Annotated in this window: 16 protein-coding genes; all 16 read right to left on the reverse strand. The window is 72.6% G+C overall.

Annotated elements, in window-relative coordinates; genetic code table 11:
• Window positions 1-89: 89 nt before the first annotated feature.
• Window positions 90-566 carry an adenylate cyclase gene (locus ACSP97_RS12325; protein ID WP_355144481.1) on the reverse strand — a complete coding sequence of 159 codons (477 nt, stop codon included), beginning with the start codon at window positions 564-566 and terminating at the stop codon, window positions 90-92.
• The gene (locus ACSP97_RS12330) at window positions 550-1,278 is read right to left on the reverse strand and encodes an HAD family hydrolase (protein ID WP_435799197.1); all 729 of its coding nucleotides are present in this window, start codon (window positions 1,276-1,278) and stop codon (window positions 550-552) included. The genes ACSP97_RS12325 and ACSP97_RS12330 overlap by 17 nt, the downstream gene beginning before the upstream one ends.
• The gene (locus tag ACSP97_RS12335) at window positions 1,266-1,931 is read right to left on the reverse strand and encodes a hypothetical protein (protein ID WP_355529422.1); all 666 of its coding nucleotides are present in this window, start codon (window positions 1,929-1,931) and stop codon (window positions 1,266-1,268) included. Before ACSP97_RS12335 ends, ACSP97_RS12330 begins: the two co-directional genes overlap by 13 nt.
• The gene (locus ACSP97_RS12340; protein WP_440557492.1) at window positions 1,928-2,581 is read right to left on the reverse strand and encodes an MOSC domain-containing protein; all 654 of its coding nucleotides are present in this window, start codon (window positions 2,579-2,581) and stop codon (window positions 1,928-1,930) included. The genes ACSP97_RS12335 and ACSP97_RS12340 overlap by 4 nt, the downstream gene beginning before the upstream one ends.
• The gene (locus tag ACSP97_RS12345; RefSeq protein WP_355529425.1) at window positions 2,578-3,534 is read right to left on the reverse strand and encodes a hypothetical protein; all 957 of its coding nucleotides are present in this window, start codon (window positions 3,532-3,534) and stop codon (window positions 2,578-2,580) included. Before ACSP97_RS12345 ends, ACSP97_RS12340 begins: the two co-directional genes overlap by 4 nt.
• A complete protein-coding gene (locus ACSP97_RS12350; RefSeq protein ID WP_358271328.1) occupies window positions 3,531-4,502 on the reverse strand; it encodes an acetylxylan esterase in 972 nt (323 codons plus the stop codon). Before ACSP97_RS12350 ends, ACSP97_RS12345 begins: the two co-directional genes overlap by 4 nt.
• Window positions 4,489-4,707 (reverse strand): (2Fe-2S)-binding protein, encoded by a 219-nt coding sequence (locus ACSP97_RS12355; protein ID WP_355144493.1) that lies wholly within the window; start codon window positions 4,705-4,707, stop codon window positions 4,489-4,491. Before ACSP97_RS12355 ends, ACSP97_RS12350 begins: the two co-directional genes overlap by 14 nt.
• Window positions 4,704-5,645 carry a hypothetical protein gene (locus ACSP97_RS12360; protein ID WP_440557495.1) on the reverse strand — a complete coding sequence of 314 codons (942 nt, stop codon included), beginning with the start codon at window positions 5,643-5,645 and terminating at the stop codon, window positions 4,704-4,706. The genes ACSP97_RS12355 and ACSP97_RS12360 overlap by 4 nt, the downstream gene beginning before the upstream one ends.
• 45 nt (window positions 5,646-5,690) lie before the next feature.
• Window positions 5,691-6,971, reverse strand: coding sequence for a hypothetical protein (locus ACSP97_RS12365; protein ID WP_355144497.1), 1,281 nt, complete (start codon window positions 6,969-6,971; stop codon window positions 5,691-5,693).
• Window positions 6,972-7,021: 50 nt separating this feature from the next.
• Window positions 7,022-7,810, reverse strand: a complete 789-nt coding sequence (locus tag ACSP97_RS12370) for an ABC transporter permease (protein ID WP_440557497.1) — start codon at window positions 7,808-7,810, stop codon at window positions 7,022-7,024.
• Window positions 7,811-7,812: 2 nt separating this feature from the next.
• On the reverse strand, window positions 7,813-8,610 hold the full coding sequence (locus ACSP97_RS12375; RefSeq protein WP_440557499.1) for a hypothetical protein: 798 nt from the start codon (window positions 8,608-8,610) through the stop codon (window positions 7,813-7,815).
• A complete protein-coding gene (locus tag ACSP97_RS12380; RefSeq protein ID WP_355144503.1) occupies window positions 8,607-9,554 on the reverse strand; it encodes an ABC transporter ATP-binding protein in 948 nt (315 codons plus the stop codon). The genes ACSP97_RS12375 and ACSP97_RS12380 overlap by 4 nt, the downstream gene beginning before the upstream one ends.
• The gene (locus ACSP97_RS12385) at window positions 9,551-10,885 is read right to left on the reverse strand and encodes a metallopeptidase TldD-related protein (RefSeq protein ID WP_440557501.1); all 1,335 of its coding nucleotides are present in this window, start codon (window positions 10,883-10,885) and stop codon (window positions 9,551-9,553) included. The genes ACSP97_RS12380 and ACSP97_RS12385 overlap by 4 nt, the downstream gene beginning before the upstream one ends.
• The gene (locus ACSP97_RS12390) at window positions 10,882-12,237 is read right to left on the reverse strand and encodes a TldD/PmbA family protein (protein WP_355144507.1); all 1,356 of its coding nucleotides are present in this window, start codon (window positions 12,235-12,237) and stop codon (window positions 10,882-10,884) included. Before ACSP97_RS12390 ends, ACSP97_RS12385 begins: the two co-directional genes overlap by 4 nt.
• 15 nt (window positions 12,238-12,252) lie before the next feature.
• Window positions 12,253-13,269 carry a PqqD family protein gene (locus ACSP97_RS12395; RefSeq protein ID WP_440557503.1) on the reverse strand — a complete coding sequence of 339 codons (1,017 nt, stop codon included), beginning with the start codon at window positions 13,267-13,269 and terminating at the stop codon, window positions 12,253-12,255.
• A 168-nt stretch (window positions 13,270-13,437) separates the two neighbouring features.
• A complete protein-coding gene (locus tag ACSP97_RS12400; RefSeq protein WP_355327251.1) occupies window positions 13,438-13,617 on the reverse strand; it encodes a hypothetical protein in 180 nt (59 codons plus the stop codon).
• Window positions 13,618-13,648 lie beyond the last annotated feature (31 nt).

Genomic DNA, 13,648 nt, shown 5'->3' on the forward strand with positions numbered 1-13,648 from the left:
GGGCGCCCTGGTCCCGGGAGCCGGGCGGGAAGACGGCGGTCTCTTACGGCGGCTTCCCGGCCCGGGCCGGTGGAGCGGTCCGGTGACCGTCAGGGCGCGAGCGGGCCCAGGCCCTCCGTCGCCAGCCGGCGGTTGCGGTACCGCTTGTCGCCGGTGATCTCCGGGCCGAACCACCGCGGCGGGGCGAAGGCCCGTGCCGCCTCCTCCGAGGGGAACTCGACCTCGACGGTGCGCAGACCGGACAGCTCCTGCTCGTACACGTCGACGAAGGCGAGGGTGTCGCGCACGGGTACGGAGTGCCGGGTCTTCACCAGCCGGGCCCCCGCCGTGGCGGGCCACAGGTCGTCGAACTCCGACTCGGTGAGCGGGAGTTCGACCTCGACCCGGGACAGCTCGCCGTGTCCGTGCTTGACCCCGAGGACGCACCGGCCCGCGATGCGGCGCACCCGTACCTCGGTGCCCGTGCCGGTGACGGCGAGGTAGCCCTGCTCGATGGGCTCGGTCGCCACGGCGGGCGGCAGCGGTCCGTCGCCGAGCAGGAACTTGCGCTCAATCTCCAGCGGCACCGGACACCTCCCCCGTGCCGTGCGCGGCGACCAGGTCCGGCAGCCTGCGCATGTCGGTGAAGACGGCCGTCGCGGTCCCCGTGAGCCATTCGGCCGGGGTGAGGCCGCCCGCGTACCCGAAGGAGCGCATCCCGGCGGCGGCCGCCGCCTGGACGCCGAACCTGCTGTCCTCCACCACGACGCAGTGGGACGGGTCGACGCCCATCCGCCGCGCGGCGTGCAGGAAGAGGTCCGGCGCGGGCTTGCCCCGGGCCACCTCGTGGGCGCTGAAGACGCGGCCCTCGAAGCGTTCGTAGAGCCCGACCCGGCCGAGGGTGTGCCGCATCTTCTCGTGGCTGCCGCTGGAGGCGATGCACCAGTGCCGCGCGCCGAGGCCCGCGGCCGCCAGGCCGTCCAGGGCCTCGGTGATGCCGTCGACCGCGGTCAGGTCCTCGTCCACCGCCTTGGCGTGCATGTCTCGGAACCGCTCGTCCCAGATCCGGGCGGTCTCGGCGCCGAGGCGCTCGGCGATCTGCTCGCCGATCGAGGTGGTCGAGCGGCCGACGAAGCGGTTCATGACGTCGGACTCGCTCAGCGGCCAGCCCAGTTCGGCGCCCAGGGCGACATGGGTGCGCACCGCGATCGGCTCGCTGTCGACGAGTACGCCGTCGCAGTCGAAGATGACGAGCGAGACGGTCGTGCGGGGGGTGGCGGTCGCGGTCAACGGATGCATCCCTGGCTGATCAGCAGCTGCCGGATCTCCTCGACGCGCTCGGCGCCGAGCCGGCGCTTGGCCTGGTCCTCCGGCTTCTCGTCCTTCTGGCCGTACTGCCACCAGGCCTCGCCGTTGTCGCGGTTCATCACGAGGAAGCGGTTCTTCTCGGAGGGGCCGCGGACGATCAGGGAGGTGGTGTCGGGCGGGGAGGCGACGGTGTGCACCATCGTGTGCCGGATCACATAGCCGGAGCCGGCGACCTCCTCGCGCACCAGGGCCGGGGTGCCGATCCGGGTGTCGGTGTCCAGCTCGTCGTAGTCGCCGTAGAGGTGGTGCTGGTAGCTGCCGTGCAGGATGCGCGAGCCGAAGCTCCAGCGGTGGTTGTGCGGCCGGTCGAAGTCGCTGCCGGTGAAGACGTGCAGCCTGATCCGTACGTCGCTGGCCTTGTCGTTGACGAGGACGACCCGGTCGAGCTCCTGGAGCCGCTCGCACTGGTTCAGCAGCTCCGGGGTGGCCAGCACATGGTCGAAGGCGTCGTTGAGCCAGGTCGGGTGGGTCGCCAGCTCTTCGAGGAGGTCCTCCATCGGCCGGTGCAGGGCGGGCATGTCGGACCAGTCGAGGGCGGCCAGGCGGGCCGGGTCGACCAGGGGCTGGGATGCGGTGGTGGTCATCGGGCGGATGTCTCCTGAGGGTGCGTGGCCAGCCACTTGCGGGCCTTCTCGTGGTGTTTGGGCAGCATCTGGGGGGCGTCCAGGAAGCGGGGCATCAGGTGCGGCTCGGTGGTCAGCGCCCTGAGCATGTAGCCGATGGTCACCCCGTGTCCGGGCCGCTCGATGATCTCGATGGCATCGCCCGCCCCGATGGTTCCCTCCTTCAGCACGCGCAGATAGGCGCCCGGGGCGCCCTGGGCGATGAAGCGCTTGACCAGGTCCGGGACGTCCCAGAAGCCCGCGAAGACGCGACAGGGCTTGCGGGCCCGGATGACCTCGAAGACCGCCTCGCCGATGGCCCAGCGCTCGCCGACCTCGGCGCCGGTGATGTCCAGGCCGGTGGTCGAGAGGTTCTCGCCGAAGTTGCCCGGGCGGATCTCGCGGCCCAGTTCCCGCTCCCAGAAGACGGCGTCCTCGCGGGCGAAGGCGTACACCGCCTTGTCGGGGCCGCCGTGCACCCGCCGGTCGGCGACCAGGTCGCCTTCGAGTCCCTCGTGGCGGGCCATGACCCGGTGGGCCACCGGCCGCTTGTCGATGCCGCTGTGGCCGAGGGTGGCCCAGGAGCCCCGCCGTTCCACGGCGAGGTTGAGGGTGGTGAGGACGGCGGTCACGAGGCGACCCCGTCCAGTCGCCGCGGCTGCCAGTCCCGCGTGACGTTGGGCACGGTGGGGGTCACGCCCTCGACGTTCATCGCGGTCAGCAGATGGGTGACGACGGTCAGCAGGTCCCAGCGGTGCGGATCGTCCAGGCAGGTGCGGTGGGTCAGGTCGAGCATCTCCCTGAGGCCGGGGCGCCTGCCGCCCTCCGCCGCGAGCGGCCCGTCGGGCGCGGCGAGCCGGCGCCAGCTGGCCTCCAGGTCGAAGTCGTGCTCGGGGTGCCGGTCCTCCAGCTCCTGGAAGATGCCCAGGGCGTCGGGGCGGGCGTCGTGGTCGTCCAGGATGCGGCGGCGGACCAGTTCGCGCCGGGGCTCGTCGCAGATGACGGCGAGTTCGCGCAGCACGTCCGCGGGCTCGTCCGAGATGTGCGTGAAGTTGAACAGGCCGCTGACCACGCCGAGTTGGTGGCGCAGGTGCTCCGGCTTGCGCTGGGCCGGGTCGGCCGGGCCCTTGAGCGCGTTGAGCCGTACGGCGGCGGGCACGGCCCCCGGCCGCCACTGCTCGTCCCGCAGGACCAGCGCCACCGTCTCGGTGCTGGGCAGGATGACGTCCATGGCCTCGATGCGCTCGCGGCTCGCGATGTTGAACTGGTAGCGCCAGACCTCGCGGATCGTCATCCGGTCGTGCCGGAAGCGCACCGCGTCCACCGGGTGGAAGCCGGCCTCCCGCAGGATCCGCAGCGCGGGCCGCAGCCTGCGCCCCGCGGTCGCCTCGGACTTGAGCATGCACAGCGCGATGCCGAGCATCCGTTCGGTGATGTCCCCGAAGGTCCAGACGGCCTCGCGGAAGTACTGGTCGACCGCGTACAGATCGGCCTTGCGTTCCGACCAGGTGACGGTCTCCAGGAGGCCGGCGGGGACCTCGGTCAGCCGGGAGACGGGCGGGCTCTGCGGATGCAGGCGTCTCATCTGTCGTGTCCTTCCTGCCAGAACGCGGGGGCGGGCGGGGCGGCCTGGGCGAAGACGTCGGCCAGGAACTCCGCCTCGGCGAGCCGGAGCGGGGTGTTGGGCGCGGCGTGCTCGGCCAGCGGCCAGGTCAGCAGCCGTTTGGGCGCCGGGTAGCGGGCGTGTGCGGCGTACCCGGTCTCCGGCAGGCAGCGCTGGTCCCGGCCGGCCACGGAGAACAGCGCCGGGCAGCGGCCGTACGCCGCCAGCTCGGCGACGTCGAAGAGGGCGAGCGTCCGCGCCGCGCGCGGCACCAGGTCCGGGTAGGACTCGGCGAAGCGCAGCAGTTCCCGGTAGGGCTGCCGGTCGGGGACCCGGGTCGGGTCGGGCAGCGCGGCGAGGAAGGGCGACTCGACGAGCGCGGCGCCGACCAGCGGGCTCAGCACCGCCGCCGCCAGGGCCAGTTGGCCGCCCTGGCTGCGGCCGGTGGTGGCGACGCGGCCGGCGTCGACGCCCGGGTGCCCGGCGGCCACGGCGACGGCGCGCACCGCGTCGACGTACGCGTCCCGGTAGTAGTACGTGGCGGGGTCGAGGATGCCGCGCGTGACGAAGCCCGGCACCTGGGGGTGGGTGAGGCCGACCGGGTCCGGGGTGGCGCCCGCGCGACCGCCCGCGCCGCTCTGGCCGCGGGTGTCCACGACGAGCGTGGCATAGCCGAGGGCGGGCCACAGCACGCTGTCCAGGACGTGGCCGCGGCCTTCGCCGTAGCCGAGGAACTGGACGGTGCACGGCGCCGGCCCGTCGCCCGCGCGGCCCTCGGGCAGGATCAGCCAGGCCGCGACGCGGTGGCCGTGCGCCCCGGCGAAGGAGACGTCGTACACGCCGTATCCGGCCAACGGCGTCCGGACGGCGGTCAGTCGTACGTCGAGGGGCAGCTCGGCGGCCTCGGTGAGGGTGGCGTGCCAGAACCGTCCGAGGTCATCGCCGGGCATGGCTCGCCGCCGTTTCGAGGTCGCTCACGGCCGGGTCGCCGAAGTCCTCGACGAGTTCCTCCAGCATCTCGTGGCAGTCGCCGCAGCCCTGCCCGGCGCCGCAGCGCTCCCCCAGGCCCTCGACGGTCGTGACGCCCCGGCGGATCCAGCCGACGATCTCGTCCTCGCCGACCTGGTAGCAGACGCAGATGTGGCCGCCGCTCATGCCTGCTCCTGCCAGGCGGTGAGCAGCACGTTGGGGTAGATGCGCTCGATGCCGGGGGTGTTGAAGCGCACGGTGGCGGTCAGCACCGACAGCAGGTCCCACAGCTCGCCGGGGTCGGCGTCCGGGTGGTGGGCCGCCTGGAGCAGTTCGGCGGCGGTGACGGTGGCGCCCCGGGCGTGCAGCCGGGCGAGTGCCCCGGCGGGCGAGCCGGCCTCCTCCAGGCGCCGCCGGCTGCGCTCGGGGTCGAGGTCGTGGGGTTCGACGGTGTCCTCGATGTCCGCGAGGACGCGGGTCACCTCGTCGGTGGCGTCGTGGCCGGACACCATCCGGTCGCGGACCCGTTCGCGGCGCCCGGGTGCGAGCAGCAGCCCGAGGTCGCGCAGCACGTCGAGGGGTTCGTCGGTGGTGTGGATGAAGTTGAACAGCCCGTTGAGCGCGCCCAGCCGCTCGCGCAGGTGCTCCGGCCTGCGCCGTTCGGCGGTCGCCGGGCCCTTGAGGGAGGCCAGCCGGACGGCGGCCGGCACGGCGCCGGGCCGGTACCGCTCGTCGCGCAGCACGAGCAGCACGCAGTCCAGGGAGCGCAGGTACAGCTCCATGGTGGCGATGCGCTCGCGGTCGGCGAAGTTGAGCTGGAAGCGCCAGGTCTCGCGGATGGTCAGCCGGTCGTGCCGGAAGCGCACCACGTCGACCGGGCGGAACCCGTTGTCGCGCAGTGCCTGTAGGGCGGTGCCGTAGCGCCGCCCTACAGCGGCATCGGGCTTGAGGACGCAAAGGGCGGTGCGCAGCAGTTCGTCCGTGTGGTCGCCGAACGTCCAGGCGGCCTCCCGGGTGTAGGTGTCCGTACCGAACAGCCGCTCCTTGACGGGCGAGCGGGTGACGGCGGCCAGCAGGCCGGGCGGTATGTCGTGGGGGCGCTCGGCGGAACGCTGCGTCTCCATTCCTGTGCTCCTCATCTTCGCCTCGTTCTCTTCGGGTGGGCGCGCTCAGATCAGGGCGCGGCGCTGCCGCTCGGCATCCACGTGGCAGCCCCGCGCGAACCGGTCGGCGGCGAGGTCCACCCCCGGGAAGAAGGTGCGGTACGCGGTGAAGGAGACCAGGTGCCAGATGTCGGCCTCGGGCACGCCGAGGGCGCGGACGTTGGCGATCTGCTGGTCGATGGGCTGGGTGCCGGCGGCGACCACGCCCTGCTCCTGGTACCACAGGTCGCTGCCGGGCTCCTGGTGCAGGTCCTGGCCGGCCAGGCGGGCGACGTCGCTGCGGTCCGTCATCAGCATCATGTTGTGCGGTCCGACGATCTCGATGGCCCGCTTGGCGATGGCGAAGTCGACGTGTTCGCCGTCGAAGTTGAGGCAGGCGGCGATGCGGCCGGCGTGCGCGCCGCGCATGATGGCGGCCGGCACCGGCCCGACCTGCTCGTGCAGGTCGGCGAGGTTCCAGGACGGCAGGTCGTACCGGGCCAGCAGCGCGTCCCGGTTGGCGCGCGCCTTGGAGGTGCGGAACGCGTGCTTGATCAGCAGCGGCATCTCGTTGAAGAGGTGGTCGGTGACGACGCGGACGCCGTCGTGCGGGCACTCGGCGGCCTCGGCCGCGGCCAGCACCTCCTCGACGCAGTCGGCGCCGAGCTGCGGGTTCTCCTTGGCGAAGTGCCCCAGTGCCGGGCGGACGCCGTTCTCCACGAGGCGGGTGACGATCCACTCCAGGGACGGGTGGTCCGGGGTGAACTGGGCGGCCAGGTAGGAGCTGGACTGGAGGGCGTCCGGCGACAGCATGATGTAGACGAGGCCCAGCGGGCCGCAGCTCGCGAGCTTCTCCCACTCCTCCTTGGAGGGCGCCCACACGGAGCTGGCCGGGGTGCCGCCGAAGCTGGCGACGAGCGGGCCCTCCAGGGCGATGGCCGGGACGAACGGGAGCTTGCCGTCCGCCTTCAGCGCGGCGAAGCCCCGCATGAACTCCACGAACCCGTCGAGGCGTTCCTGGCGCAGGTACAGGGTCGGGATGCACAGCAGGCCCTCGGATGCGGCGTGCTTGTCGACCTCGAAGAGGTCGATCTCCGCGAAGTTGGAGAAGTCGACGCTGCCCAGGCCGTGGCAGTGCACCTCGACGGGGAGCGAGGGGACCAGGTACGGCTCGGTGTCGCCGAGCGGCGCGGCCGTCAGCGGGCCGGGGGTGATCAGGCCGTCCTGGTGCCGTACCGGACCGGAGAAGGTGCCGCGCGGGTCGATCCAGGCGTTCGCGGACCAGGTGGATGGCAGGCTGTTGTTCACTTGTCTTCTTTCTCTTCCGGGACTGTTCAGGCGTTTCTCTTCCGGACTGTTCAGGCGTTGCCGAGCGCGACACGGGCGGTCGCGCGGCGGGCGGCCAGATGCACGAAGAGCACACCGGCGAGGGCCCATGCGGCGCCGACGGCCAGTTCGACGACCAGGGACACGTTGTGCGCCCGCCCGGCGAGGAGGCCGTCGACGGCCCGCATCACATGGCTGAGCGGCATCGCCTCGCTCAGCGGGGCCAGGAAGCCGGGGAGCCGGTTCTGGGGCACCAGGGTTCCCGACAGCACCATGAGGACGAGTTCGGCCATGTTGGGCCCGACGAACAGGTCCTCGATGAGCAGGGCGAGGGCCGAGAGGGTCAGACCGAACGCCGCGGTCGTCAGCACGCCGACGGCCAGCAGCGCGGCGTACTGCGGGATGCCGATGGGCAGGGTGGTGTACAGCAGGCTGCACACGAGGTAGGTGCACAGGCCGCCGACGAAGCCGTCCACGATGTGCGGCAGGGCCCGCTGGCAGGCGGCGGCGACCTTGTTCTGGGGCGAGGCGAGCCAGACGCCGAGGGTGTTGAAGGAGCGCTCGTTGCCGACCGACAGGGCCATCCCGTAGACGACCGCGCCCGCGCCCGCGAGCAGGCTGGAGGCGACCAGCATGCGGGCCGCGCCGGCTCCGTAGTGCGTGGCGAGCGAGGTGAAGGCGATGGCCATGCCGATCGGGCGCACGATGCGCGAGCTGAGATATCCCAGCGGGTTGAACCAGGTGAACAGGGCCCGGTAGGACAGGGCCGAACCGCGCAGCGCGGCACGTGTGGCGTCGGTGCGGGAGGCGGGGGTGCGCATGGTCAGGCCTCCAGCGGAAGGGCGTCGTGGCGGACGGTCTTCTCCAGGCGCTGCACGGCGATCACGACCAGGGCGCAGAAGACGGCGGTGAGGCCCACCGTCGCCAGCAGCTGGTCCGCGCCCGCGCCCCGGATCCAGGCCATCACGTGCGACTGCGGCACGATCAGGGCGACCTTCCGCACGGGCGCGGGCAGTGCGGACTGGGGCACGATCAGGGCGCTGAGCGCCATGATCAGACCGGTCAGTCCGTTGGTCATGCCGGCCGAGAACGGGAAGCGCAGGACCACAAAGCCGAGCAGGCCGATCACGGAGGCGGTGGCGAAGGAGAGCAGCACGCCGCCGACGAGCCAGCGCGTCCAGTCGAAGCCGCCGTCGACGCCGAAGAGCAGGCCGAGGACGAGCAGGGTGCCGGGCAGCGCGGTGAGCGACTGGACGGCGGTGCCGGTCAGCCGGCCGAGGACCACGGGGACCAGGCCGCCGGGGCTGCCGAGGGCGGCGTACAGCGTCTTCCACTGCTTCTCGCCCATCATGCTGAACAGCACCAGCACGATGATCGAGTCGAGCATGCCGATGCCCGCCGAGCCGACGGCCATGTCGCTGGTGGTGTGGCGGGAGAAGCCGCGGGTGGCGTTGGCGTGCACGACGAAGGCGAAGACACAGGGCATCGCGAGCGTCGAGAAGATGGCCATGGGGCTGGTCGCGTGCATCCGCAGCTGGTCCACGACCGCCCGGGCGTAGGTCGCCCCGGAACCGGTCCGCGGGCGCCGCGCGGGTGCGGGTGCGGTGCGTACGGTGGTCATGACGCGGCCACCATGTCCAGGAAGACCTCTTCGAGGGTGGGCGGGGTGACGGCGACGCTGGTGGTCTGCCCGGGGAAGGCGGCCAGCAGCCACTGCACGGCGGCGGCGCCGTCGGTGACGCGCAGGGTGACGGCGGAGCCGTCCCGCTCGACGCGCAGCACGCCGGGGCAGTCCTTCACGCCCTCGGGGGCCTCGGCGGCGGAGAACACCGCGTTGACGACGTGGCCGAGCCGGTTCGCCGCGTTCAGCCGCAGTTCGCCCGCCGTGGACTCCACGTGGATGCGGCCGTCCTTCATCAGCACGATGCGGCGGCTCAGTTCCTCGGCCTCGCGCATGTCGTGGGTGGTCAGCAGGATGCTGCGGCCCTCGCCGGTGAGCCGCGCGACGAGGGCGCGCATGGTGGCGGCGGACTGGGGGTCGAGGCCCGCGGAGGGCTCGTCCAGGATGAGCACGGACGGCTCGTGCAGCAGCGCGCGGGCCAGGTGCAGCCGCTGCTTCATGCCGCGCGAGAAGGAGCCCACGAGGTCGCCGGAGCGGTCCCCCAGGTCCACCTCGTCCAGGAGTTCGCGGGTGCGCCGCGCGAGGCGGGAGCCGCGCAGGCCGTACATGAGGCCGAAGAACTCCAGGTTCTGCGCGGCCGTCAGCCGCGGGTACAGGCCGGTGTCACCGCCGAGGCTGAAACCGCAGGCCAGGGCGGCGCGGCGGCGGTCGCGCACCACGTCGTGCCCGTCGATCAGGACCTGGCCCGCGGTCGGCAGGAGCAGCCCGGTCAGCATCTTGACCGTGGTGGTCTTGCCGGCGCCGTTGGGGCCGAGCACGGAGACGAGTTCGCCGGGCCGTACGACCAGCGTCACGTCGTCGACCGCCCGCCGTACCGAGCCGTCCTTCGTCGTGAACTCGCGTACGAGACCGCGGGCTTCGAGCCCTCCGCCGGAAACTGTCATGATCCCATTACCTTCGAGGTGATCCCGGTGATGTCCATCTCCAGGTAGGCCCCGCCCGCCGATATCTGGCCGGGGAAGTAGGACACGGTGTCGGCGACGGCCGTGACCGCGGCGAGGAAGTCGATGGCGGACCCCTCGACGGACATCGGAGTGCAGGCCTGCCCCGGGACGCCGTCCACCGCCTGGGCGGCCAGGAGCCGGAACGCGAGCTGACCGCCCGAGCGGAACTCCTCGACGCCCAGGGTGCGGGCGTCCACGACCACGCAGCGCTCGCCCGCGAGCAGGGAGTCGGCGGTGGTGTCCGGGGTGGGGGTCAGCCGGACGTTGCCGGCCGTCGTCTGGGGGAAGTTCTTCAGCGGGTTCCACCACGCGTGGCCGGTCAGCGGCGGCCGCGGCTCGCCCGGCCGGGAGGGGGTCTTGCGGGTGGCGAGGGCGTGCTGCCGGCCGTCGCGGCCGACCAGCCGGGTGACCCCGGTCGCGGTGCCCTCGCAGTCGAAGGCGACGGCGCCGTAGCCCGCCGCGCGCGGGCCCTCGTCCACCAGGGTGGTGGCCAGCGGCGCGGGGTCGGCGACGGGGTTGAGCAGGATCGTGTTCACCAGGGCGCGCAGCACCTGGGCGACGGCGGACGGCGTGAACACGACGCGGCTGCCCGTGAAGGTGTGCGTGCCGGTGCCCATCCCGGTGTGCAGCAGGGCCAGTTCGCGGCCGAACCCGGGCAGGTCGATGTCGTCGAGCGCGGTGGCGTAGCGGGTGGCCGACACCGCGTGCGTGCCGGCCGTGTCGGTGACGACGGCGGTCAGCTCGACGCCGTAGCACTGGTCCTGGAGGCGGGCCGTGGCGCTGTCCAGGAAGACGGACTCGCGCAGCACGTCGCCGACGTGCAGGGCGGCCACGCTCTGCCCGGGGAGCAGCCCCGTGGTGATGGCCGCGGTCAGCTCGTCGGTGCGCTCGGCGGCCCGGGCCATGTCGAGACCTGCCGCCGGGGTGCGCGGTCCGTCGTCGGCGGGATGGGCGTGCGCCCGGTCGCGATCGGCCGCGGGGCTGCCGAGATGGAAGAGCGGGCGTCCGGCCGCCAGCAGCCGGGCGGCGCTGGGCGCGGTGAGCCGGCCGGCGTTGAGGTACAGCTCCCGGCCGTCACGCTCCAGCCGCACGAAGCCGCTGAACGGCGGTTCCTCGACGAGGAGTTGCCTCTTGCCGGTGGCGTCGCACACCAGCCGGCGCCGGGCGGTGCGCTCCAGGAACGTCGCCGCGTGCTCCGCCGGCCGCAGGGCCGACTGGACCGCCTCGGCCACGGCGAGCGCCTGGCCGAGGCGGTGTTCGAGGGTCTTCACGCCGCGCTCCAATCCAGTGCGGAGAACCGCATCGAGGGCGAGAACAGCCCGATGCCGATCATCTGGCCCTGCTTTCCGCAGGTGACGCTGTCGCCGCCGAAGTCCGTGCCGATGCCCTCGATGCGGGCGAGGGTCTCCAGCGCGTCGCCGAACAGGCTGACGTCGCGCACCGGGACGCGGTGGCCGTCGGGGGTGACGTAGGTGCAGTTCAGCGCGGCGAAGTGGAACTCGCCGGAGCCGAGGTGGATCATCCCGGCGCCGAGGCAGCCGACGTGCAGCAGGCCCCCGGCGGCGGGCGCCAGCAGGGCGGCCGGGTCGTCGGTGCCGCGTGCCAGCACGGTGTTGCTGGCACGGGGCAGCGGCAGGGCGAGGTAGTCGCGGCGGCGGCCGTTGCCGGTGGGCGGGTGGCCGTGGCGCCGGGCCGTGCGGACGCTGGACAGCGGGGTGCCGAGTTCGCCGTCGGCGACGAGCGTGGTGACGGTGCCGGCGACGCCCTCGTCGTCGATGTCGTACGAGCCGTAGCCGTCGGCGAGGGTGGGGTCGTCGTACAGGGTCACCGCGGCGGGCACGGCGCCGGGCTTGCGCAGCCCCGCGACGTAGTCGCTGCGCATCGTGAAGTTGTCGCCCTCGAGCGCGTGCCCGATCAGCTCGTGCAGCAGGCCGACGGCGGCGGAGGGCCCGAAGACCACGGGGGTGCGGTGGCGCCCGCCGAGGGTGGCCCGCGCGGAGTCGTGCGCGTGCTCCACGGCGATCCGGGCCACGTCCTGCGGTACGGCGTCACGGTCGGCGGTGCCGGCCAGCGGGCCGCGCTGCAGCCAGCGGCTGAGCCCCCGGTAGCGGTTGCCGTCGCGGGTGACGGTGGCCTCGGCGCGGCGCCGTACGACGCGGGTGGTGCCGGCCGACCGCACGCCGTCGGTGTCCACGACGGCGATGCTGCGGAGGGTGAGGTCCTCCATGGTGCGCAGGGAGTGGGCCGGGGCGGCGCCCCGGACCAGCCAGTCCCGCGCGGCCACGGGCGTGAACCGCGGGTCCGGGGCGTCCGGCCAGGCCGGCAGGTCCGCGCCGGGCGCCGACCGGTCGGCCGCCGACCAGGTGGGCAGCGAAGGCAACTGGGCGACGGAGAAGGCCCGGTGGCGCCAGCGGCCGTCCTCGCGGACCATGCACGCAAGGCCCTCGCGGGGCTCCACGCAGGTGGCGAGCACCTCGCCGTCCAGGCACTCCACGCGCACCTCGACGGTGCGCTCCGCGTAGACCTGCGCGTACTGCGCGCGGGTGCCGAGCCGTTCGAGGGCCCACTGGGCCGTCTCCAGCAGATCCTCGGTGCCGGTCGGCCGGGTCGTCGTCGCTGCCATGGGTCCCGCTGCCGATCAGATGGTGCCGAGGACGGAGTACGGTGCGCCGCCCACGAGGTCGCGTGAGCGCAGCGACTCCAGCAGCCGCTCGACGCGCTCGGGGGTCATGGTCTTGAGCGCGGGGACGTGTTCGGCCAGCGCCTGCACGGCGTCGACGACGCCCTGTGCGCTGCGGCCGTCGCACAGCGCCCAGACGAAGGCCGCGGGGTCGCGCAGCATCAGCTGGCGGCGCAGTTCCCAGTGCAGCAGGATGCCCTCGCGCTGGCCGAGGACGTTGTACGAGGGGTTGCGCCACAGGCCGTCCGCGGCCGGCTCGGCCGGTCCGGCCCACGGCCAGGCGTCCAGGGACACGCCCTGGCGGCTGAGCAGCTGGGCGGCGGCGACGCAGGTCTGCACGAAGAAGACGAGCTCTTCGGCGGCGCGGTCGCCGCGGTCGGTCCAGTTGCCGCGCTGGAACTCGACGAAGGTGTCCTTCGGGAAGCCGGCGACGGGGGTGCGGTCGAGCTGCTTGTAGACCCACTTCTTGCTGTAGTAGAGGTCGCCGGAGGCCGCCGCGACGGCCTTGCCCGCGTAGGCGGTCAGCTCCTGGCCGACCAGGGCGGCTGTCTCGAAATCGCCGTCGACGGAGGCGCCGAGGAAGTCCTCCAGGTGACCGTTGACCGCGATGGCGGAGTAATTGACCGCCACTTGGCGGATGGTGGCGACCGACGCGTCGATGCGCCGCTTGAAGCCGTCGAGGGCGGGCGAGGGCGCCACGGTCTCGGAGGTGTACAGGCGGCAGACGAAGTCCAGCTTGTCGGGCAGTTTGTGCAGCTCGGTCAGGTTGTCCCGGCGCAGCTCGAACGAGGTGACCGTCTCCACCGCGTCCTCGACGAAGGCGAGGGTGTAGCGCTCGACGTCGACCCGGTGTCCGTTCACGTTGTACTGCGTGACGTCGTCGCCCATGGCGGACTCGTCCGCGTAGAGAACGAAGAGGTCGGCATCGCTCGTGGGATTTCCGAGGCCCGCCGTCAGGCTTCCCGCAATATACATGGAATCAATCGATCCATTGTCGTCGGCGGCAAGCGCCTTCGCCAATACGCGGGCCGCTTGCAGCTTTTCTTCAATCACCGAGCGCGCCACAGTTCGGGTTTACCTTTCCACAGGAATTTGACAGGGAGGAGACGGGGTGACGGGGAAATTCCCCGTCACCCAGCCTCATCAGATGTTCGCGACGTTCGCCACGTTGGCAACGTTCGCTACGTTGGCCACGTTCGCCACATTGGCGACGTTCGCCACGTTCGCAACGTTGGCGACGTTGGCGACGTTCGCGGCGTTGTCCTCGGCGGACTCGAACTCGACGATGTCGTCCTCCAGCTCGATGACCTCGACATTCTCCATGCTTTCCACCTCCCTCCGCTGGGGTGTCGCC

Source organism: Streptomyces sp. SCPE 10 (assembly GCF_051980735.1).
In the GTDB taxonomy this organism is placed as follows: domain Bacteria; phylum Actinomycetota; class Actinomycetes; order Streptomycetales; family Streptomycetaceae; genus Streptomyces; species Streptomyces misionensis.